The 19,936-nt window shown below is 70.8% G+C and carries 18 protein-coding genes; 9 read left to right on the top strand and 9 right to left on the bottom strand.

The features are described 5' to 3' along the window. Positions 1 to 124 precede the first annotated feature (124 nt). The 4 genes from POL25_RS16315 to POL25_RS16300 all read left to right on the top strand — a co-directional run bounded on the left by POL25_RS16315 (position 125) and on the right by POL25_RS16300 (position 5,325). Complete coding sequence (locus POL25_RS16315) at positions 125 to 883, top strand: lysophospholipid acyltransferase family protein (protein ID WP_272086953.1); 759 nt, start codon at positions 125 to 127, stop codon at positions 881 to 883. A gap of 418 nt (positions 884 to 1,301) precedes the next feature. Then, a complete protein-coding gene (locus tag POL25_RS16310; RefSeq protein WP_272086952.1) occupies positions 1,302 to 1,943 on the top strand; it encodes a bifunctional 4-hydroxy-2-oxoglutarate aldolase/2-dehydro-3-deoxy-phosphogluconate aldolase in 642 nt (213 codons plus the stop codon). A 129-nt stretch (positions 1,944 to 2,072) separates the two neighbouring features. Further along, positions 2,073 to 4,343, top strand: coding sequence for an Rv1355c family protein (locus tag POL25_RS16305; protein ID WP_272086951.1), 2,271 nt, complete (start codon positions 2,073 to 2,075; stop codon positions 4,341 to 4,343). A 250-nt stretch (positions 4,344 to 4,593) separates the two neighbouring features. Beyond that, positions 4,594 to 5,325, top strand: coding sequence for a CoA transferase family protein (locus POL25_RS16300; RefSeq protein ID WP_272086950.1), 732 nt, complete (start codon positions 4,594 to 4,596; stop codon positions 5,323 to 5,325). Positions 5,326 to 5,506: 181 nt separating this feature from the next. On the opposite strand, the gene POL25_RS16295 is transcribed toward POL25_RS16300, so the two are convergent. Further along, the gene (locus tag POL25_RS16295; RefSeq protein WP_272086949.1) at positions 5,507 to 5,935 is read right to left on the bottom strand and encodes a hypothetical protein; all 429 of its coding nucleotides are present in this window, start codon (positions 5,933 to 5,935) and stop codon (positions 5,507 to 5,509) included. Positions 5,936 to 6,333: 398 nt separating this feature from the next. Here POL25_RS16295 and POL25_RS16290 point away from each other — a divergent pair, with 398 nt between their 5' ends. Next, a complete protein-coding gene (locus POL25_RS16290; protein ID WP_272086948.1) occupies positions 6,334 to 8,646 on the top strand; it encodes an Rv1355c family protein in 2,313 nt (770 codons plus the stop codon). Between the two features lie 34 nt (positions 8,647 to 8,680). Here POL25_RS16290 and POL25_RS16285 read toward each other — a convergent pair whose 3' ends face one another. From POL25_RS16285 to POL25_RS16265, 5 genes are all read right to left on the bottom strand, one after another. Further along, positions 8,681 to 9,433: a hypothetical protein gene (locus POL25_RS16285; protein ID WP_272086947.1), complete on the bottom strand. Its 753-nt coding sequence runs from the start codon at positions 9,431 to 9,433 to the stop codon at positions 8,681 to 8,683. Beyond that, positions 9,420 to 9,926: a hypothetical protein gene (locus POL25_RS16280; RefSeq protein WP_272086946.1), complete on the bottom strand. Its 507-nt coding sequence runs from the start codon at positions 9,924 to 9,926 to the stop codon at positions 9,420 to 9,422. The genes POL25_RS16285 and POL25_RS16280 overlap by 14 nt, the downstream gene beginning before the upstream one ends. Positions 9,927 to 9,997: 71 nt before the next feature. Continuing rightward, positions 9,998 to 10,540 carry a YfgM family protein gene (locus POL25_RS16275; RefSeq protein WP_272086945.1) on the bottom strand — a complete coding sequence of 181 codons (543 nt, stop codon included), beginning with the start codon at positions 10,538 to 10,540 and terminating at the stop codon, positions 9,998 to 10,000. Between the two features lie 94 nt (positions 10,541 to 10,634). Continuing rightward, a complete protein-coding gene (locus tag POL25_RS16270) occupies positions 10,635 to 11,201 on the bottom strand; it encodes a hypothetical protein (RefSeq protein WP_272086944.1) in 567 nt (188 codons plus the stop codon). Between the two features lie 70 nt (positions 11,202 to 11,271). After that, the gene (locus POL25_RS16265; RefSeq protein ID WP_272086943.1) at positions 11,272 to 11,871 is read right to left on the bottom strand and encodes an RNA polymerase sigma factor; all 600 of its coding nucleotides are present in this window, start codon (positions 11,869 to 11,871) and stop codon (positions 11,272 to 11,274) included. 62 nt (positions 11,872 to 11,933) lie between these two features. On the opposite strand from POL25_RS16265, the gene POL25_RS16260 reads away from it, so the two are divergent. Together POL25_RS16260 and POL25_RS16255 are read left to right on the top strand one after the other, a co-directional pair. Further along, complete coding sequence (locus POL25_RS16260) at positions 11,934 to 12,737, top strand: pseudouridine synthase (protein WP_272086942.1); 804 nt, start codon at positions 11,934 to 11,936, stop codon at positions 12,735 to 12,737. Between the two features lies 1 nt (position 12,738). Then, positions 12,739 to 13,701, top strand: coding sequence for a 4Fe-4S single cluster domain-containing protein (locus POL25_RS16255; RefSeq protein WP_272086941.1), 963 nt, complete (start codon positions 12,739 to 12,741; stop codon positions 13,699 to 13,701). 66 nt (positions 13,702 to 13,767) lie between these two features. On the opposite strand, the gene POL25_RS16250 is transcribed toward POL25_RS16255, so the two are convergent. Genes POL25_RS16250 through POL25_RS16240 form a run of 3 tightly spaced genes read right to left on the bottom strand, consistent with a single transcriptional unit; the run spans position 13,768 to position 17,104 of the window. Continuing rightward, positions 13,768 to 14,535, bottom strand: coding sequence for a polyamine aminopropyltransferase (locus POL25_RS16250; protein WP_272086940.1), 768 nt, complete (start codon positions 14,533 to 14,535; stop codon positions 13,768 to 13,770). After that, positions 14,532 to 15,494 (bottom strand): hypothetical protein, encoded by a 963-nt coding sequence (locus POL25_RS16245; RefSeq protein WP_272086939.1) that lies wholly within the window; start codon positions 15,492 to 15,494, stop codon positions 14,532 to 14,534. The genes POL25_RS16250 and POL25_RS16245 overlap by 4 nt, the downstream gene beginning before the upstream one ends. Positions 15,495 to 15,508: 14 nt before the next feature. After that, positions 15,509 to 17,104, bottom strand: a complete 1,596-nt coding sequence (locus tag POL25_RS16240) for an aldehyde dehydrogenase family protein (RefSeq protein ID WP_272086938.1) — start codon at positions 17,102 to 17,104, stop codon at positions 15,509 to 15,511. A gap of 156 nt (positions 17,105 to 17,260) precedes the next feature. Here POL25_RS16240 and POL25_RS16235 point away from each other — a divergent pair, with 156 nt between their 5' ends. Together POL25_RS16235 and POL25_RS16230 are read left to right on the top strand one after the other, a co-directional pair. Then, positions 17,261 to 18,340 (top strand): hypothetical protein, encoded by a 1,080-nt coding sequence (locus POL25_RS16235; protein WP_272086937.1) that lies wholly within the window; start codon positions 17,261 to 17,263, stop codon positions 18,338 to 18,340. Between the two features lie 115 nt (positions 18,341 to 18,455). Beyond that, a complete protein-coding gene (locus POL25_RS16230; RefSeq protein WP_272086935.1) occupies positions 18,456 to 19,853 on the top strand; it encodes an NHL repeat-containing protein in 1,398 nt (465 codons plus the stop codon). Positions 19,854 to 19,936: the final 83 nt, after the last annotated feature.

Below are 19,936 nucleotides of genomic sequence, written 5' to 3'. Positions count from 1 at the left end.
CGAGGGCTTCGCGCCGCAGGCTGAGGGAACGCCCCCCCCACCGCTGCGTGCCGCCCCTCCCGTGGAATCAGCGGCACCCTCCGGCGTTCTCGCAGGCGTGTGCCGTTCGGCGCTGCGGTCGGCGGTGGCCGGCTTCAACATGCTGGCCCGCTACCACCGCTGCGAGGTGCGCGGGGTCGACAAGATGCCCGAGGGTCCGGCGCTGATCGTCGCCAACCACAACGGCGGCCTCAATCCGGTCGATGGCCTGTTCCTGGTCGAGTACTACCGCCAGCGCGGCTACGACCAGCCGGTCTTCGTGCTCGCCCACGACATCCTGTTCCGCGTCAAGCGGGTGGCGCAGATGCTCGAGTCGGTCGGCATCATCCGCGCCCGCAAGGGCCAGGCCCGCTCGCTGCTCGAGGCGGGCCACAAGGTCCTGGTGTTCCCGGGCGGCGACGTCGAGTCGATGCGCCCGTTCCGCGACCGCCGGCGGATCGTCCTGGCCCAGCGCCAGGGCTTCGCGCGCCTGGCTCTTCGGGCAGGTGTGCCGATCGTCCCGGTCGTCAGCGCCGGCAGCCACGAGACGATGATCGTGCTGACCCGCGGCCACCGGCTCGCGCGCCTGATGCAGACCCAGAAGTGGGCGAGGATCAGCTCCCTGCCGATCATCCTCGCCGCCCCCTGGGGCCTGATGCTCGGCCCGACCTGCGCGCTGCCCTACCTGCCGCTGCCGTCGAAGATCACGTTCCAGGTCGGCGACCCGCTGGCGCACGACGGCAACGCCTGCTGCGAGGTCGAGGCGGCCGAGCGCGCGCCGACCGTCTACGAGCGGGTCGAGCAGACGATGCAGTCGATGCTCGACTCGCTCTACGAAGAGCGCATGCTGCCCATCTTCGGCTGACGCGGTCCTTCGGGACAGCCTCGGGATGAACCTGTCCTCCGGGACATGCCGGGACTCACAGGAGGTCGGCTGTCCGAAGGGACATGTCACTCGCGCGGCATGGACATGTCCGTGGGGACATGTCGAGCGAGGCGCCGCCGGCCTCGAGCAGCGCGGGGAGCAGACGCCCGCGACGACGCGTCCCGGACATGAACAAAAGGCCATGTGCGACGATCGCCGCCCGCTCGGTACCCGCAGCCCGGGCGCGCCGCTGGTCGGCGAACCCGAATGTGCCGATCGCCCGGAACGCGAGCCCGCAGACCCTGCGTGACCGCCGCTGCCGCCGAGGCGGCCTCCGCGGACGCCTCGGGTCGGCCCCGGCCCCGGTCCGGCGGCGAACTTGCGGCCCGCGCGGCCGTTGGCCTACGATGGCCCCAGCATGTCCTCGGAGACAGCCTTCACCGCGGCGCTCGCCCAGCACCGCGCGGTCGCCATCATGCGCGCGACCAGCCGCGACCACGCCGCCGCGGCGATGTGGGCGGCCGTCGAGGCCGGCTTCCGGGTGCTCGAGTTCACGGTGACGACGCCCGGGGCGATGAGCCTCGTCGCCGAGTTCGCCCGTGACGCCCGCCTGACGGTCGGCGCGGGCACGGTGATGGACCCTGAGACCGCCGGCGAGGCGGTCCGGGCTGGGGCCCGGTTCCTGGTGTCGCCGGTGCTGGACGAGCGCGTGGTGGCCTGCGCGCGCGCGCTCGGGGCGGCGGCGGTGCCCGGCTGCTTCACGCCGACGGAGCTGTGGCGCGCGCACACGGCCGGGGCGGCGGCGCAAAAGTTGTTCCCCGCGCCCGGCGACGTCGCCGCGTTCGTGCGCGCGGTGCTGGGGCCGATGCCGGCCCTGAACCTGGTGCCGACCAACGGGGTCGACGCCGCGAACGCCGCTCCGGTGCTGCAAGCCGGCGCGGCAGGGGTGGGCTTCACCACGCCGCTGTTCCCCCCGGCGCTCGTACAAGCCGGAGATCTCACAGCCATCGGCGAGCGCGCGACGACGCTGCTGGCCGCCGTGCGGAGCGCCGCCGCATGAATCACGAAAGCGTGACGACACGTCGGGAAGTGAAGGCAATGCGCCGCCCTTGTCGACTCCGCGCGCCTTGCGCTATCGTCGAAGTGTTGCCCGCCGAGCCCACGCGCCGCGTTGACTGAGGAGCCGTCGATGCCTGCGCGTCGTTTGCCGAAGACTCTGGCTCCGTGGCGTGAAGTGCTCGACTCCGCCGAGCGCGAGTCGTGGTTCCCGCTGATCTTCGATCGCTCCGTCCCCGCCGAAGCCGAGGCGATGGACGAGCTGATGAACGACGGCGAGGTCATGTACATCCACGACATGCTCGAGGCCCAGCTGAAGGACCTCGTGCGCTCGCGGACGCCGAGCAAGAACTACACCGACGACGAGGTCGCGCAGGAGATCGAGCGCACGCTCGCCGGCCAGACGCCGCAGGACTACGGGCGCTGGGCTTTCTATCCGTGGTCGCGGCGCATGGTCCACCTGCTGCCGCCCGACCCGTTCATCGAGCTGCGCTCCGATCGCAACCGCAACAAGATCACGAGCGAAGAGCAGATCCGGCTGCGCAAGATCAAGATCGCCCTGGCCGGCCTCAGCGTCGGCAACGCGGTCGCAGTCACGCTCGCGCTCGAGGGCGTGTTCGGCGAGCTCCGCCTCGCCGACTTCGACACCCTCGACCTGTCGAACATGAACCGCATCCGCTGCGCGGTGCATCACCTCGGGCTCAACAAGGCGATCATCGCGGCGCGCCAGATCTACGAGCAGAACCCGTACGCCAACCTGGTCCTGTTCACCGACGGCGTCACGCCCGAGAACATCGGCGAGTTCATCGACGGCACCGGTCCGGGCGACCGCGCCGACATCGTCATCGACGAGTGCGACAGCATCCAGATCAAGCTCAAGCTGCGCGAGGAGGCGCGGGCCCGTCGGCTGCCGGTGCTGATGGAGACCAGCGACCGCGGCATGCTCGACATCGAACGCTTCGACCTCGAGCCCGAGCGCCCGATCCTCCACGGCCTCGTCGGTAACGTGACCTCCGACCAGGTCAACACGCTGCCGCCGCCGGCCCGCCTCGGCCTCATCCTGCAGATCGCCGGCCTGCACACCATCTCGCCCCGCCTGGCCGCGTCGCTGCTCGAGCTCAACCTCACGCTCAAGGGCTTCTCGCAGCTCGGCTCCGACGTGACCCTCGGCGGCGCGACCACGACGACCGCGGTCCGCCGCCTCGCCCTCGGCATGCCGCTCGCCTCGGGCCGCGTCTACATCGATGTCAGCGGTCAGCTCGCCGAGGTCACCTCGCCGCCGCTGCCCGACCTCAGCCACCCGCGTCGACTCCGCGACATCACCGAAGTCCGCGAATTGGTGCAGTACGCGATCATGGCGCCGTCGCACGGCAACGACCAGCCGTGGCGATTCGAGTACGGCGACAGCGTTTTGCGGGTGTTCCACGACACCGAGCGCGCGGCCGGGCGCGAGGAGATCGGCCGTCATTGGGCGCTGGTGGCCATCGGCGGGGCGCTGGCCAATTTGCAGATCGCGGCCGGGGTGAAGGGTCGCGAGGCCACGATTCAGCTGTTCCCGGGCAAGCAAGACCCGTCCCTGGTCGCAGAGGTGCGATTCGCACTGCGCGCCGGCGGACCGGCCGACGACCCGCTATTCGAGGAGATCCCGCGGCGCAACACCAACCGCGCGCTGGGCACCCGTGCGCACCTGTCGCCGGTGCATGTGCAAGCGTTGTCGGCCGCCGCCCGCGACAGCGGGGCCAAGCTGCAACTATGTACGGACCGCGGCCTGCTCGGCGAGCTCGGCCAACTGCTGGGTGAGGCCGAACGACTGCGGCTGCTGACCCCGACGCTGCACGGCCCCACGATGCGCCAGATCCGCTGGTCGGAGGCCGAGGCCCACGACACCCAGGACGGCATTCGCGTCGAGGCACTGGCAGTGACACCGATGGACTTCGCGGCGTTTCAGCTGCTCCGCTCCACCGATGTCGCCAAGGTGCTGCGAGACACGAATGGTGGGCGCTTGCTGATGATGTCGTCGGTCCAGGCCCTAGCCTCATCCGCAGCGGTCGGCCTGCTGACGATTCCCGGCCAATCACCGACCGCGCTGGTCCGCGGGGGCCAGGCGATGCAACAGCTGTGGCTCACCGCCAGCGCCCTCGGCGTCGCCATCCATCCGATCAACACGCTGATTGATATGTTCGCCCGGGTCGAGCGGTTCCACGGCGCCGGCTTCGACAAACGCGAGATTCAGCGTTTCCTCGAGATGCGGGAGCGCTTCACTCGCGCTTTCACCGTCGCGCTCGCCGATGTCGAGATCCTGCTGTTTCGCCTCTCCTACGCAGACCCCGCGCCCTTGCGGACCTTACGCAGACCGGTCGACGACGTGTTCTCTGCGCCGCTTCCCGACAAGAAATCGCCTTGATCGACACTGTCGTCCCGATGAGACAAGAACACGACGTCTTGCCTCGTGGCGGGGCCCAAAGGCCGCAAACTCGTTGCAATTTGTGTATCGCAGCACACATTTGCTGCATGTGCAAGAAAGCAGCGCGTCTTGACACTGCCAGGTGATTCCCGTACTCTCGACCGAACATGCGGTGGCGGGAGGCAAACAGGGTTTTGCGTGCTTGTGAGGGTTGCCGCGCCCTTTCCACACATGGACGGTGGTACCACACATGCTCTCGCTCTCCCTCGTGAACCCGCATCTCGAGCCGTCTGTAGTGGACGAGTTCTCGCAGGCCCAGCGGGCTTGCTATGAGGAGTTCTCGGCGGAAGCGGCCGTCATCGAGGTCAATCAAGAAGACCTGTTGAGCGGCCGCGTGGTGTATTTCGTGGCCCGCGACGAGTCGGGGGCGATGGTCGGGGGGCTGCGGCTGCACCTCAGCTTTCCGGGCACCAAGTTGCCGGTCGAGCACACGCTCTCGCAACTGTCACAGCTCGCGCGATTGCTGGAGAGCCGGCGGCAACACGGGGTCGCCGAGGTGTGCGGCCTGTGGGCCTATTCGCGGTATCGCGGGACCAAGCTGAGCAATGCGCTGGTGCGCACGGCCGTGGCCGCTGCGCCGCTGTGCGAGACCAACCTGCTGATCGCGCTCTCGCACCACTATGTGGTGAACCACTGGGCTCCCATCGGATTCGCCGCCGAGCCGCGCCTCGGCGTGCATTCGTACCCCGACGCCCGCTACTTCTCGAAGGTCATCCTGCTCGACCCGGTCCGCCTCGCCACCGCCGAGCCGGAGCACAAGTGGCGCATCCTCGGCCTCCGCCAGGCGCTCCGCATGCACTGCCCGATCTTCTGGTCGCCCGAGACCGAAGAGCACGTGCCCGTGCAACCCGGCGAGCACGCCCCGGTGGCCCCGTCCGAACACGCCGCCGGCGGCATCGCCCAGGCCGAACACTCGGCCTGACGCCGCGTCGCACGAGCGCGTCGTGAGCCCGTCGCCGCGAGTGACGCGATTGACGCGTGCTCGGCCGCGACGACGCGAGTGACACAGGCGAGCCGCGAACGGTGACGGCGGCCGGCCCACGCGTGCCCCCGGGCCGCGCAAGGGCGACTGGCACAGGCAGGTGGGACGCGTCGGAGCGTCGCTAGGTCATCGCGCTCGAGATGCCGACCTTGTCGCGCAGCCGCTTGATCTCGGCCATCAGGCGCTCGTGGTGGGGCCTGGGGATCTCGAGGTACTCGATGGCCGCGGGGATCTGCACGGTGGTGAACGCCTTGACGTTCGGGTTGAACCAGCTGAGCGCGGTGACGATGCCGCGGACGAGCCGGTTGAGCGTCACCACCGAGACCTTGCCCTTGAAGCCGTTGGCCTCGAGCAGGTCGTTCATCGCCCCGCGCTGGGTCGCGTTGGGGCCCCCGCCCTCGGAGATGACGAGCGAGCTGGTGTAGTTGCCCATCTGCTTGCGCCCGAAGTCGACGTAGCCGCTCCACTCCTCGTCGGTCGGGTTGTCCTTCGTGTGCACGGCCACCAGCACCGAGTGGTAGAGCGAGTAGGCCATCGTGGGGGCGGACATGGGCGCGCTTCTCGGGGCGTGGCGGCGGCGGTGCGGACCCCGCTGAGCCAGCGAGAGTATAGACCAAGAGCGTCGGACCGGTGCTGCCGAGCGTGCGCGAAAACGCCCAAAGAAGCCTTGCGCGGGATTTGCGCATGGCTGCGCTCGCTGCGAACGTCAAGCTGTTTTTTGGAACATGTCCTTCACAACATGCCGTAAAGAACATGTGCCGAGGACGCGGCAGATCGGCGCCCCGGAGCGTTACCGCCCGCAGGCGGGTCGCGGCTCCAGGTTCCGCGCCCGTGGCGCCCGACGAGCGTGATCGAGCGCGCGTGCTGCGGTGGATCGACGCGACGAGCCCGGCCTATCATGGCGGGAGAACGGCCGCGCAGGCGCGACGGGCAGCGGCGGGAGAGCACGTGGACACAGGGGACCGACTGGGCAAGAGGCTGCTGGAGGCGCGTTACGAGAGCGAGGCGTGGCGACCTCAGCTCTTCCGCCTGGCCGTCGCCGAGGACCGGCGCGCGCTGTCGACGTTGCTCGACGAGGTGCCTGGCCTGCAGGTGTACGACGCCCTCGAGGAGCAGCTCATCGACCTGATCCGCACTCGCAACCCGAGCGAGCGGATCAGCGACCCCGCTGCGCGCGAGCGGGTGCGGCTGTACCTCGGCGAGACGCCGCCCGAAGAGTACGGCGTATGGGTCTACTACTCGTGGGCCGCACGCCTGGTGCACCTGCTCGACGAGGCCGAGTTCGTCGAGCTGCGGACCAACCGCAACAAGTACAAGCTGACGCCCGAGGAGCAGGCGCGGCTGGCGACCAAGCGCGTCGGCGTGATCGGCCTGTCGGTCGGTCAGACGGTGGCGACGACGATGGCGCTCGAGCGCAGCGTCGGCGAGATCCGGCTGGCCGACTTCGACCGCCTCGACCTCTCCAACCTCAATCGCATCCGCAGCTCGGTCCACAACCTCGGCGTCTCCAAGGTCCTGATCACGGCCCGTGACATCGCCGAGATCGACCCGTTCCTCAAGGTCGTGCTCTACCCGGTCGGCGTCCACGACGACAACCTCAGCGCGTTCCTCCTCCGCGGCGGCAAGCTCGACGTGCTGATCGACGAGTGCGACAGCATCGACATCAAGCTCAAGCTGCGCGTCACCGCCCGGCTGCACAAGATCCCGGTGCTGATGGAGACCAGCGACCGCGCGCTCATCGACGTCGAGCGCTTCGACCTCGAGCCGGCGCGGCCGATCTTCCACGGCCTCGTCGGCAACATCGAGCCCGAGCGGATCGCCAACCTCTCGACCGAGGAGAAGATCCCGTACGTGCTCAAGATCATCGGCGAGGGCACCATGTCGAGCCGCATGGTCACGTCGATGATCGAGATCGAGTCGACGATCAAGACCTGGCCGCAGCTCGGCTCGTGCGTCGTCTACGGCGGCGGCGCGGCGGCCGACATCGTCCGGCGCATGAACCTCGGGCAGATGAATTACTCGGGGCGCTTCATCGCCGACATCGAGAGCATCGTGCCCAACGATCCCGCGCCCGACGGCCCGGTCGAGCTGCCGCACGTGCCGGCGTGGACCGCCGAGGCGATGGAGCGCGCCGCCGACCGCGGGACGCACGGGCGCCCGGCCGCGCTGGCGTGGAGCACCGAGCAGGCGCGTGAGCTGGTCGAGCTGGCCGCGCGCGCGCCGTCGGGCGGCAACACCCAGCCGTGGCGCTGGCTGCTGCGCGGCGGTCGGCTGTTCCTGTTCCACGAGCGCGCCCGCTCCGAGAGCCTGGCCGACTTCCGCGCCATGGGCGGCGTCGCGGCCCTCGGCGCCGCGGCCGAGAGCCTGCGACTGGCCGCTCACGCGCGCGGGCTCGAGCTGGCCCAGCAGGTGTTCCCCAGCGCCGACGAGCCCGACCTCGCGGCCGTGTTCGAACGCCTCGCCGGGCCCGGCCCGGACGCGCTGCCGCACTGGCACGACGAGCTCGCCGGCGCGCTCGGGGCCCGAAACACCAACCGCAAAGCCTCGCCCCGTGAACCGCTGGACCTGGCCCATCATGACGCGCTGCGTGACGCCACCTGCTCGATCTCCGGCGCCCGCCTGCAGTTCGTCGCCGGCGACGCCGACCTGGCCGAGATCGCCGACCTGATCGGCATCGGCGACCAGCAGCGCATCATCGACGACCGGCTCAACCGCGAGATGTTCCGCGAGGTCCGCTGGACCCCCGAGGAGGCCGAGGCCACCCGCGACGGCATCACCATCGACTCGCTCGAGCTCAGCGCGGCCGACCGCGCCGGCCTCTCGATGTGCCGAAGGCAGGACGCGCTGCCGCTGCTACGCGCCCTCGGCGGCGGCAAGGGCCTGCGCAAGTCGGCCGCCAAGGCGATCGCGTCGGCCTCGGCGGTCGGCCTCTTGACGATGCCGCGCATCGGCGCCGAGCAGTTCTTCCGCGGCGGCCAGGCGCTGCAGCGCATGTGGCTGGTCGCCCACGCGCTGGGGCTGGCGATCTACCCGATGTCGACGCTGCCGTACCTGTTCCTGCGCGTGCGCCACGGCGGCGAGGGCCTGAGCGAGGCGGCCGTGGCGGCGCTCGCAGAGGCCCGCCCGCGCTTCACCCGGCTGTTCCCGGGCGAGCCCGAGCAGGCCGAGGTGCTGCTGTTCCGGGTCTCACGCGCGGAGGCATTGACGCAGTCGTCGCTGCGCCGACCGGTCGCGGAGATCTTGCACGTCAGCGGGTCATGACATTGTCCGCGGGACGTCGTCGCAACATTCGCGCTCACGGCGAGCAGCGCTGGCAGGCCTCGGCGGCCTGCCGGCAATCCTCGTCGGCGCGGCGGCACAGGTCGCCGTAGCGCGGGTCGTCGGCGTGCTTGGCCGCGAGGTCGCAGATCTTGCTCTCGAGCTCGCAGGTCGAAGCAGACAGATCGCAGATGTTCTGGCAACGACCCGCTGACGTCGGCTCGTCGTCGGCCGGCGGGGCGGCGTAGCCGGACTGGCTCGTCGTCGGCTTGGGGTTCGGGTCGTACTGGACCTTCTTCTCGCGCGTGGCGCTGTCCTTCGGCCGGGGCGGAGGCGCTGGCGGAGGGGCGGCCTCGTGCTTGCCCGAAGCGTCCGGCGACGGGCTGTCGCCCTTGGTCGGCCGCCTGGACTTGGCCGTGGCGACCCGACCCTCACCGACCGCCCCGCCCATCACTCCGCCGGGAGCCGATGGAGCCGCGGGCGCGACCGCGGGCGGCGCGAGCCCGCGGTCTCGCTCGGCGATGGCGTCGTCGAGCGACGGCCCGCGCGCGGCCAGCAACACGCCGGCGGCGCGCAGCCGCGTCTCCTTGTCGGCGAGCAGGCGCTCGTACTCGGCCAGGCCGAGCTCGTCGTCCTGGTTGCCGCGCTCGGCCTCTTCCTGCGGAGCGGCCTGCGGAGCGGCCTGCGGCGCCGGGGCGTCGAGTGGAGACGGCGAGGCGAGGCGGTCCTGCGGGGCGCAGGCGGTGGCCAGCATCACCAGCGCGGCGCCGGTGCGCTCACGAGCACGCATGGCAGGCCTCCGTGGCGAATTCGCAGTCGGTAGTCGCGCGCTCGCACGCCCGCTGGTAGCGCGGCTCGTCGTCGTGGCGCGGCGCGAGGTCGCAGATGTGGTCGCGCAGCTGGCAGATCGAGGTCGTGATGTCGCAGACCGACTCGCAGCGGCGGGGCGAGGTGCCGGGTTGGGTCGGTGCGGACGACGGCGCCGGGCCGTGGGCCGTCTGCGCCTCCGTCTTCGTCTTCGCATCACCGGCGCCGGCGAGGGCGTCGCCATCCTCGTGCTCGGCCCGCTTGGCCGCCTCCATGCGCATCTCCGGCGGAGGGGCCCCGAGCGCCCGCAGCTGGTCCTCACGCGCGGCCAGCTGGGCCTCGAGGGCGTCGATGTCCTCCGGCCCCGCGGCGACGTCGGCGGCCGTCTCGGGCGGCGCCGACTCGGTGTCGGCCTTCTTGGCGCAGGCGGTCAGGGCCAGCCCGGCGAGCGCGAGCGAGAGTGTTCGCAGGGACATGTGCATTGCGACAGGTCTGAAACGCAAGGTACGAAAGAACAGGTCTGAACGGACAGGTCCGGACACCCCGGTCATGGCGAGCTCCCCAGGGCCTGGTGGAGCAGGGCGCGGTTCATGTCGAGGGCCTCTTCGTAGGCGACGAGGGCGTCGCCGTCGCGGCCCTGCTTCTCGGCGATCTCGCCGCGCAGGCCGACGAGGCGGGCGGTGAACGCGTTGGTGGCGATCGCCTTGTAGTCGGCGCCGAGCCCCTCGCCGACGAGCTCGGCCAGCGCGTCAGGAGTCTTCGGGTCGACCTCGGGGTGGTCGAGGCGGAGGCGGACCAGGCGGCCGTAGACGTCGTGGCGCAGCACCGCGGCGGCGTCGCCGGCGACCGCCGCCTCGGGCCAGGCGACGGTCCGCATCTGCTCGAGCGCCGCGATCGCGCCGGCGTAGTCGCGCCGCTTGAGCAGCAGGTCGACCCGCCGGTGCTCGGCGTCGACGGTCTGGGCGAGGGTGACGAGGACCTCGGGCCGTGGCGCCGGCGCCAGCCGCCCGGCCTGGGCCAGGCCGGCCAGCATCACGCCTGCGCCGACGACGACGCCGAGGAGCGTGGCGATCCACGTGTGGCGCGTCATGGCTTGTCTCCGATTGACATGTCTCGAAGGACATGTCGAAGGACGACGCGTCGGAGCGCGACGTCGCGGTTGCGCGGCCTGGCGATCCGGCGCGTCATGGCTTGTCTCCGAGCGACATGGCCAGGAGGTCCTGGCGGAGGAGGCCGCGGTCGTCGTCGACGCGGTCGTCGAGGTCGCGGCGGGCGTCGTGCTCGAGCTGGGCGAACTGCTGGGCGAGCAGCTGCGCGGTGCTCGGCCCCGCGGTCGCGGTCGCGGTCGCGGGCTGCAGCAGCCCCGGCTCCATCGGCGCCGCGGCCGCCGTCACGCTGGCCTGGGGCTGCGGTTCGGGCCCGCGGATCACCACCATCACGACCGCCGCGGTGGCCACCGCGGGCACGGCGCCCCACAACCAGCGGCGACGCCACCACGGCGTCGGCGTCAGCGCCGGGGCGAGCTCGCCCGACCACAACTTGTCGAGCTCGCCGGCCGTCAGCGCCTCGGGCGCTCTGGCGTGGCGCAGCAGACGGAGCATCGCCAGCTCGGGCTCGATCGACCCGGTCTCGCCCTCGGCCTCCTGGCCGCGCCGCAGCTCGTCCTCCCACGCCGGGTCGAGGACGCCGCGCGCGGCAGCGCGGTCGATTTCGGGCTTGGGGGCGTTGGCGGACGGATCAGACCCGGTCATGCGAGCCTCCTGAAGGCGCGGTCTGTGGCTGAACGAGGGCTGCCGGAAAAAGCTTACGCGAGGCCATGGGTCATAACTCGGCGGTGACGGGCAGGCCGCGTTTTTCGCACGCGGCCCGGAAGGCTTTGCACGCGCGGAAGAGGAGCACGTCGAGCGTGCCGATCTTCACATCGAGGGCCTGGGCGCACTCCTCGCGCGGACGATCCTCGAGCAGACGCAGGCGCAGCACCAGGGCGTAGCGCGGGTTCAGCTCGGCCATCACGGCCTCGATGCGGACCCGCAGGGCGTCGCGCTGCAGCTCCTCCTCGGCGGGGTTCTTCGGCTCGGTCGCGCCGGCGTTGCCGAGGTGCTCCTCGAACGCGCCGCGCAGCCGCTGACGCCGGCCCGAGGCCCGCAGCAGGTCGCGCGCCTTGTTCTTCGCCATCGTCTTCAGCCACGGGTAGACCCCGGCCTCTTGCCACACGAAGGTGGGCAAGTGGCGATACGCCGAGAGGAAGGTCTCGCGCAGGCAGTCGTTGGCGTCGTCGCGGTCGCCGAGCATCGGCACCAGCACGTACGAGAAAAGCGTCGGCGCGTAGGCCCGGTAGATCCGCTCGAAGGCGCGGCGGTCCCCGGCGGCGGCCTTCTCGACCACGCTGCGTTCGTCGGGGAGCGGCTCGGGGCGACCCACGCGCCGCGAGACTATCGCGCTTTTCGTCGGTGTGGCGAGCGCAGCGAGGTTAGGCTTCGGGGGTGCCGCGGCTCGACCTCCTCATCGCTCACAACCTCAACCTGTCGCGCGGGCAGGTCACCCGGGCTGTCCGTTTCGGGCGGGTGCGGACGCCCGAGGGCGAGCCGCTGCGCGACCCTGGGCTGAAGATCGCGCCGAGCGCCCTGCCGCAGACGGTGCTGTTCGACCACCAGCCGCTGACGCTGCGGGTCCGCTATCACCTGCTGCAGCACAAGCCCGTCGGGGTGGTCACGGCGCTGCGCGACGATCGCCACCAGACCGCCTACGACCTCGTCCGCGAGGCCCCGCTCGGGCGCGATCTCCGGGCCGTCGGGCGCCTCGACCTCGACACCTCCGGCCTCCTGCTGTGGACCACCGAGGGGGCCCTGCTGCACCGGCTGACCCATCCGCGCTACGCCGTGCGCCGCACCTACCAGGCGGCCCTGACCGGCCCCTGGCGCGCGCCGCCGCCCGACCTCGAGCTCGACGACGGCCACCGCCCCGAGATCCTCGACCTCCTGCCGCTCGCCGAGGGCGAGGCTCACCCCGGTCTTCAGGTGCCTCGAGGGACAGGTGCGCTGGCGAGCATCACGATCGCCTCCGGCAAGTTCCACGAGGTCCGCCGGATCTTCGCCGCCCTCGGCGCCGAGGTGCTCGGCCTGTGCCGCGTCTCGTTCGGCCCGCTCGAGCTGCCGCGCGACCTGCCGGCCGGCGAGCACCGGGAGCTCGATCTCCACGCCCTGTTCGCCGGCACGCTCCACCCGGCCCCGCTCGCCGCGGACGACGACGACGCCCCCGAGGATTTGCCGGCGCCGCTGGACGAGTGACATGAGCGGAAAGCCAGGCGACCGCGCGCAGGTCGAGCCGAGCGAGCGAGCCGCTGCGACGGGGCCCGACGCGAGCGACATGTCCGCAGGGACATGTGATTCGGCGACGGGCTCGGCTCACGGCGAGACGCCGCGGCTCGAAGCGAAAAACATGTCCGCAGGGACATGTGATTCCGCGACGGATTCGGGGCAAGTCGAGACGCCGCGGCGAACCGCGAGGAAGCTGTCCGCAGGGACATGTGATTCCGCGACGGCGCCGCGGCGAACCGCGAGGAAGCTGTCCGCAGGGACATGTGATTCTGCGACGGACCCGCAGGCCCTCGCCGCGAACGCGAGGCCCGTCGGGACATGGGACTCGCTCGCCTCGCCGGTGACGCTCCGGGTCGCCGCCAGGGTCGCCTGCACCGAGGCCGAGGGCCCCGGCCTGCGGTTCGCCGTTTGGGTACAGGGCTGCACCCTGCGCTGCCCCGGCTGCTGCAACCCCGAGCTGTTCGCCCGCGACGGCGGCGAAGCCCTCGCCATCACCACGCTCGTCGACGAGCTGCGCGCCGCTCGCGACCTCCACGCGATCACCGGCCTCACCGTGCTGGGCGGCGAACCGAGCGAGCAACCCGAGGCCGTCGCCGCGCTGTGCCGGGCCGCCCGCGAGCTCGGCCTCGGCACCCTCGTGTTCACCGGCCGCACCCACGCCGAGCTGCAGGCCATGCCCGGGGCGCGCGCCCTGCTCGACGCCGCCGACACCCTCGTCGACGGCCGCTTCGACGCCCGCCGCCGCGAACCCGCCGCGGGCCGCCGGTGGATCGGCTCGACCAACCAGCAGATCGTCCACCTCACCCCGCGCCACGCCGACCCGGCGCTGTGGCGCGGCCGCGATCACGTCGAGCTGCAGATCGACGCCTCGGGCCGCCTCACCGCCCACGGCGCGCCGGACCTCCTGCGACGTGTCCTCAAGGACATGTCCTGAAGACTCGGGGCGCGTTTCGAGCGACGATGCCGCGGAGCTCGCCCGCCCGTCGACCGTTCGTCCCGATCACAGCGACATCGTCGCCGTGCCCCAGCCCCACAGCTTCTTGATCTTCGGGCAGCGCCGGCGCAGCTCGAGCATCGCCGCCTCGTTGCCGCCGTAATTCGGAAAGATGTCGACGAGCGCCACGTCGGCCGCCAGCGTCGGCAGCACCGCGAACGCGTCGCCCACGATCACCGTCAGGCGCTTCTTCACGTGCGGGCGGATCTTCGGCAGGTAGAAATCGACCAGCTCCTGGCTGCGCTCGACCAGCACCACCTCCTTGACCTGCAGCCGGCGCGACGCCTCGATCAGCTGATGGCCGAGGCCGAGGCCCGCGATCACCGTTCGACCCTTCGCCTGGCGCGTGCCCTCGCGCAGCGTCATCAGCTCGGCCGGCGTCAGCGACATCCACGGCGTCTCGCTCCACACCCCGGGCTCGCCCTCGAGGCACTGGAAGATCGCCGGGATCGGCACATCGCTGTCAAAGATCACCGAGCCCGTCTCCGGCCCCCACCACGTCTGCAGCCTGCGGCCAGCGCGGTGCAAGCGGATGCAGTAGCGGAACAGCTTGTTCGGCGAGTCGGCGTGCTCGGCCGGGTTCAGCTCGGCCACCGGCGCGTCGCTCGGCGCCAGCTCGGGGAAGGCGATGAGCGGCCGGTACGACGTGCCCACGAGGTTGAGCTCCGGTGCCCACTTCATCGCCGCGTCCCATGGCACGCAGCTGCGCATGCGTCGCTGGTACTCCTCGAAGATCTCCAGCTTCTGCGCCGGCGTCAGCTCGATCTTGCTCATGCCGCGCCCAGTGTATCAGCGCGCAGCCAGCGGCACGCCGCGGCCGCGACGGGGACGTAGAGGAGCACGAGCAGCTCGCCGTAGACGCGCGGCTCGTAGATGTTGGCGACCAGCATCAGGCCGAGGAACCACGCCAGGGCGACCAGCGCGAGGCGGCGGTGGTCGGCGGAGATCCACCTCCACAGCAGCGCCCACGCCACCGGCAGCAGCGCGAAGTACATCGGCAGCCACAGCCAGTGCACCGGCTCCGCCAGCCACTCGAGGTTGTGCAGCCAACGCGGCGTGTTCTTGCCGATGGCGAAGTGCAGCGCCGCCCCGAGGTTGTCGGGCAGCGCCAGCATCACCGCCGCGCGCGCCGCCACCACCGCGGCCGTCATCGCCAGGACCGGGCCCGTCACTGCTCGGATGTCCCGAAGGACATGTCTTGAAAAGCCGACGTGCAGCGCCAGCGCGGCCGCTGGGATCAGCGCCGCGCTCTCGCGGTTCAGCGCCGCCACGAAGCACAGCCCGGTCGCCGCCGCGAACCTGCGGCTCGCCACCAGCGCCAGCCCGGCCGCCGTGAACGCCATCGCCGGCGTGTCCCACGGGTAGAACACCGCCCACTTGTGCTTGAGCAGCAGCGGGAACGCCAGCAGCGCGAAGAAACATGTCGCAAAGAACATGTCCCAACGGGCACCCACGAGCGGACGCAGCGCCGCTCGCAGCGCGAGCCACAGCCCGAGCGCCGCTGCGGCCTCGAGCGCGCCCCACACCAGCGCCAGCGGCCAGTCCGTCGCCGCCCGCAGCGGCCAGGCCGCCAGCGACATCAGCGGCCGGTGACCGAACGGCAGCGGCGCGGTGAACTCGGCGATCTGGGCCCAGGTCGCGCCCTTGTACTCGCCGTTCATCTGCAGGCGGAGGGCCGCCCAGCCGCAGGCCAGGACGACCAGCGCGCCGCCGCGACATGCTCTTCGGAGCATGTCCCCGGGGACAGCTACTTCTTCGCCGCCGCGCGCTTCCACAGCGCCTTGCCCATGTCGACGAGCCCGCGCGCGCGGCCGGCCAGGCTCGTGCTGTAGAGGATGTGGAGGATCGCCTTGCCCTGCTCGTAGTTGCCGGGGCGGACCGGGTACATCTCGACCGCGGCGTGGATCGGCAGGCGGTCGGTGATCACCGCCTTGACGTTGCACAGCCCGCGTAGGCCCTCGGGGCCGTTGAGGCGGCCGAAGCCCGACCCGCGCACGCCGCCGAACGGCAGCTCGTGGGCCATGTAGTGCATGGCGAAATCGTTGATCACCGTCGAGCCGGAGACGATCTGGCGGGCGATCCGCTCGGCGCGGGCGCGGTCGCGCGAGAACACCGACGACGACAGCCCGTAGGTCGAGTCGTTGGCCAGGCGGATCGCCTCCTCGTCCGAGCGCACGCGCATGATCGCGATCACCGGCCCGAAGGTCTCCTCGCGCATGATCTTCATCTCGTGGTCGACATCGACCAGCACCGTCGGCTCGAAGTACTGCCCGCCGGGGCCGCGCTTGCCGCCGGCGAGGATCCGCGCGCCGCGGTGGACGGCATCGGCGACCAGGCGCTCGACGATGTCGACCTGGCCCGGCATCGTCATCGCGCCGACATCGACCACGCCCCCGCCGAGCGGCGGGCCCTGGCGCAGGCTGCCGACGATGCGGGCGATCGCCGCCACGAACTCGTCGTACACCGCGTCGAACACGTAGATCCGCTCGGCCGCCATGCACAGCTGGCCGGCCGACGTCAGCGTCCCGATCAGCGCGTTGTGGACCGCCTGATGCACGTCGGCGTCGTCGCACACGATCATCGGGTCCTTGCCGCCGAGCTCGAGGATCACCGGCGTCAGCGTCTCGGCCGCGGTCTGCAGCACGCGCTTGCCGTTGGCCATCGAACCGGTGAAGATCACCTTGTCGACGCCTGCACCGACCAGCGCCGCCCCGGTCTCGGCGTAGCCGGTGATCAGCTGCACGAGGTCGGTCGAGTGGCCCTCGGCACGCAGCGCCTCGTCGAAGATCTGCTGGATCCGCGGCGCCGACCACGAGGTCCACTCCGACACCTTGATCATCGCCGCGTTGCCGGCCAGGATCGCCGGGATCGCTGGCGCGAGCACGTTCTGCAGCGGGAAGTTCCACGGGCAGATCGCCGCGATCACCCCCAGCGGGTGGTACTCGATGCGCGCCGACTTGTGCATGAGCACGCCGGACGAGACCTTCTGCGGCTTCAGCGCCTGCTCGGCGTGGGCCAGGTTCCAGCGCAGCATCTCGCAGATCGGCCACATCTCGACGGTCGCGTTCTCGAGCGTCTTGCCGCTGTCGCGGCTGATCAGGCGGCAGAGTTCGTCGGTGTGGTCGAGCAGGTGCTGAAGGATCCGCCGGACCACCCGGCGGCGCTGGGCGAAGCTCGTCTTCGCCCACGCGGCCTGCGCAGTCCGGGCCCGGTCGAGGCGGGCCAGCACTTCGGCGCGGTCCATCGCCGGCACTTCGCCGAGCGCCTGGCCGGTCGCCGGGTCGGAGCAGGGGATCGTCGGGCGCGCGGCGGCGAGGCTCTTCGGCGAGGCGGCGTGGTCCATGGCGCGGGGACCCTACCCCAAAGCACCGCTGGCCCGCGCGTGATCCGCCCCACTCTGGCGGCTCGTGATCCGCCCCATGCGGGCCCGCCGGCCGAAATGACACTTTGGCAGCCCGGGGCACTTGAGCGCGCCATCGTGTCCGATTAGCTTGGAGGTATGCGGGTCGCGTCCACGCTCCTCGGCCTCTCGTTGCTTGCTGCGTGTACCAGCGAGTTCACCTTCTCGGATTCGGTCAACAGCCGGCTCTACGAGTTCAAGCCGCGCGCCGAGTACGGTGACGAGCTGAGCACTCCGTACGTGCTCGGGGCGCAGTTCGAGGTGTTCGTCGAGGACAACGACCAGGAGACCGATTTCCTCGGTTGGAAGGTCGAGAGCATGGATCCCAAGGTCGTGCAGCTGCGCGCCGATCCATACAAGATGAGCCCGCACATCCTCGTCGTCGAGGTCGGGGCGATCGGCGAGGGCGTCACCGAACTGCTGCTCAAGGACACCTCGGGCGCGGTGCGTGGCGGCGCCACCGTCGAGGTCAAGCGACCGACCCGCGCCAAGCTGTTCGCCGCGCCGATCTACGCCCTCGACAACCCCGACTTCCGCGGCGAGACCCCGAACCCGCGCATCCTCGCCGGCGGCACCGCGACCTTCGCCATCGAGTACCTCCACGAGGACATCCGCCTGCAGGGATCGACGTCGATCGTGGCGAGCGGCAGCTCGGCGATCGACGCCACCGTCAAGCACTCCGAGTTGGTCGACAACCGCAACTGGTTGCAGGTGAGCGTCGGCGCCCAGGGTCGGCACAGCGCCGAGCTGTGGCTCGGCGACTCGCTCGTCGAGCAGATCGACATCTTCGGCGTGCCCAGCAGCATGATCGCGGGCGTCGAGCTCATCGACGGCGACGCCAACGATCCGGCCGAGCTCGCCGGCGAGTGGTTGCTGGTCGCGCAGGCGGTCTCCGAGGACAAGGAGCCGATCTACGGCGTCGATTTCGAGTGGGCGCTGCCCGATCGCGGCTTCACCGAGCCGGGTGACGTGTTCATCTACGAGCACGACCCCGAGCAGGAGTTCCGGAAGATCACCGCGCGGGCCTACGGGGTCGAGTCGGGGATCTCCGTGCGCGTCGCGGCCGGCGAGCCGGCCTCGTCGAACGACACCTCGCTGACCTGCAGCGTCGCCGGCGGTCCGCCGCCGTGGGCCTTCGGTCTGTTGCTGCTGGGCCTGCGTCGGCGTCGGCGCGCCTGAGCGAGATTTCGCGCTCGGCGAGCCCCGGAGCTCCCCGCGGGCCGAGAGGTGGATCCCCGCTTCTCGTGACGAGAATTCCCCCTGCTGTGCTAGCGTACGGCAGCGGGGATTATCCATGAGAAACGAGCTCAAAACCCTTATCGCCGCGTCGGTGGTGTTCGCCTGCGGGGACAACGGCGGACGCGACGACGGCGGTGCGTCGGCCACGTTGACGCCTCCGACCACGACCCCGAGCACGGCGACCGTGACCGAAGCTGGCACCGTGTCCGAGACGGCGGGGCCGACCAGCGAAGCGCCGACGATGGGGACCGGCAGCGAGAGCAACGCGACCACCCAGACCCCGACCGATCCGACTGAGGGCGTCACGGGCACCTCGGTCACCGCCAGCGGCGGCCCCAAGTTCGACCTCGGCATCACCCCCGACGGCGGCATGGCCTGCAGCGGCGGCGGCATGGGCGGTGAACCTGACTTTTCGTACATCTGGATCGCCAACAGCGGCCAGGGCACGATGAGCAAGATCAACACCGAGACTCTGATCGAGGAGGGTCGCTACATCGTGCGCCCCGACTCGGCAGGCAGCCCGTCGCGCACCTCGGTCAACCTCTCGGGCGACGTCGTGATCGCCAACCGCAACGGCGGCCTGACGAAGGTGTACGCGCAGTCCGAGCGGTGCGGCGACACCAACGGGACGCCGGGCATCCAGACCGCGGTCGACGCCAACTACCTGCCGTGGGGGGCCGACGAGTGCGTCGCCTGGTACACGCCGATGAGCTACATCAGCCAGCGGCCGGTCGCGTGGACGCAGGGCAACTTCAACAAGGCGACCTGCCAGTGGGAGAACCAGAAGGTCTGGACCTCCGGCAACAACGACGACTTCGTCAACGCCGACAACCAGCTCGACGTCCTGCTCGTCAACGGCGACACCGGCGCGGTCGAGGCCACCGTCAACGTGGTCGGCGTCAACCCCGACTACTACGGCATCTACGGCGCGGCGGTCGACGGTAACGGCAACTTCTGGGGCTCGCAGCTCGGCGTCGGCCAGCTGGTGTTCATCGACCGTCAGACGCTGCAGTACAAGCTGTGGCCGATGGCGATGTCGGGCTACGGCATGACCGTCGACTCGAAGGGCTACGTGTGGACCTGCAGCGGCAGCGGCGCGGCCCGCTTCGACCCGATGACCGAGACCTGGCAGACCGTCGTGGTCTCCGGCGGCGGCGGCTGCATGGAGGACGGCAACGGCACCCTCTACATGTCGGGCAACCCCAACCTCATCATCGCCGTCGACACCGAGACGATGACGCAGAAGGACGTCCTGAACGTCCCCAGCTACGTCCACGGCATCAGCATCGACTTCTACGGCTACGTGTGGGGCGTGACGCTGTCGGAGCCCTACGCCTACCGCGTGCACCCGGCGACCAAGATGGTCGATACCTTCACCGGCCTGACCGCGCCCTACACCTACAGCGACATGACCGGCTTCGCGCTCAGCAACGCCGGCTCGCCGTCCGGCTAGCGGACGCGCGAAGGGCCATGTCCTCGCGGACATGGCCCTTCGGGCATGAGCGTTGCGACATGTCCTGACGAGCAGGACGCGCG

It is taken from the genome of Nannocystis bainbridge, assembly GCF_028368995.1.
Taxonomy (GTDB): domain Bacteria; phylum Myxococcota_A; class Polyangia; order Nannocystales; family Nannocystaceae; genus Nannocystis; species Nannocystis bainbridge.
Note: the sequence above shows the minus strand (reverse complement) of the source record. Positions and strands in the feature narration are given on the sequence as shown.

Coding starts and splice junctions, on each gene's coding strand:
- POL25_RS16310 (WP_272086952.1), top strand. CDS start 1,302: ATGTCCTCGGAGACAGCCTTCACCGCGGCGCTCGCCCAGCACCGCGCG.
- POL25_RS16305 (WP_272086951.1), top strand. CDS start 2,073: ATGCCTGCGCGTCGTTTGCCGAAGACTCTGGCTCCGTGGCGTGAAGTG.
- POL25_RS16300 (WP_272086950.1), top strand. CDS start 4,594: ATGCTCTCGCTCTCCCTCGTGAACCCGCATCTCGAGCCGTCTGTAGTG.
- POL25_RS16295 (WP_272086949.1), bottom strand. CDS start 5,935: ATGTCCGCCCCCACGATGGCCTACTCGCTCTACCACTCGGTGCTGGTG.
- POL25_RS16285 (WP_272086947.1), bottom strand. CDS start 9,433: ATGCGTGCTCGTGAGCGCACCGGCGCCGCGCTGGTGATGCTGGCCACC.
- POL25_RS16280 (WP_272086946.1), bottom strand. CDS start 9,926: ATGTCCCTGCGAACACTCTCGCTCGCGCTCGCCGGGCTGGCCCTGACC.
- POL25_RS16275 (WP_272086945.1), bottom strand. CDS start 10,540: ATGACGCGCCACACGTGGATCGCCACGCTCCTCGGCGTCGTCGTCGGC.
- POL25_RS16270 (WP_272086944.1), bottom strand. CDS start 11,201: ATGACCGGGTCTGATCCGTCCGCCAACGCCCCCAAGCCCGAAATCGAC.
- POL25_RS16255 (WP_272086941.1), top strand. CDS start 12,739: ATGAGCGGAAAGCCAGGCGACCGCGCGCAGGTCGAGCCGAGCGAGCGA.
- POL25_RS16250 (WP_272086940.1), bottom strand. CDS start 14,535: ATGAGCAAGATCGAGCTGACGCCGGCGCAGAAGCTGGAGATCTTCGAG.
- POL25_RS16245 (WP_272086939.1), bottom strand. CDS start 15,494: ATGCTCCGAAGAGCATGTCGCGGCGGCGCGCTGGTCGTCCTGGCCTGC.
- POL25_RS16240 (WP_272086938.1), bottom strand. CDS start 17,104: ATGGACCACGCCGCCTCGCCGAAGAGCCTCGCCGCCGCGCGCCCGACG.
- POL25_RS16235 (WP_272086937.1), top strand. CDS start 17,261: ATGCGGGTCGCGTCCACGCTCCTCGGCCTCTCGTTGCTTGCTGCGTGT.
- POL25_RS16230 (WP_272086935.1), top strand. CDS start 18,456: ATGAGAAACGAGCTCAAAACCCTTATCGCCGCGTCGGTGGTGTTCGCC.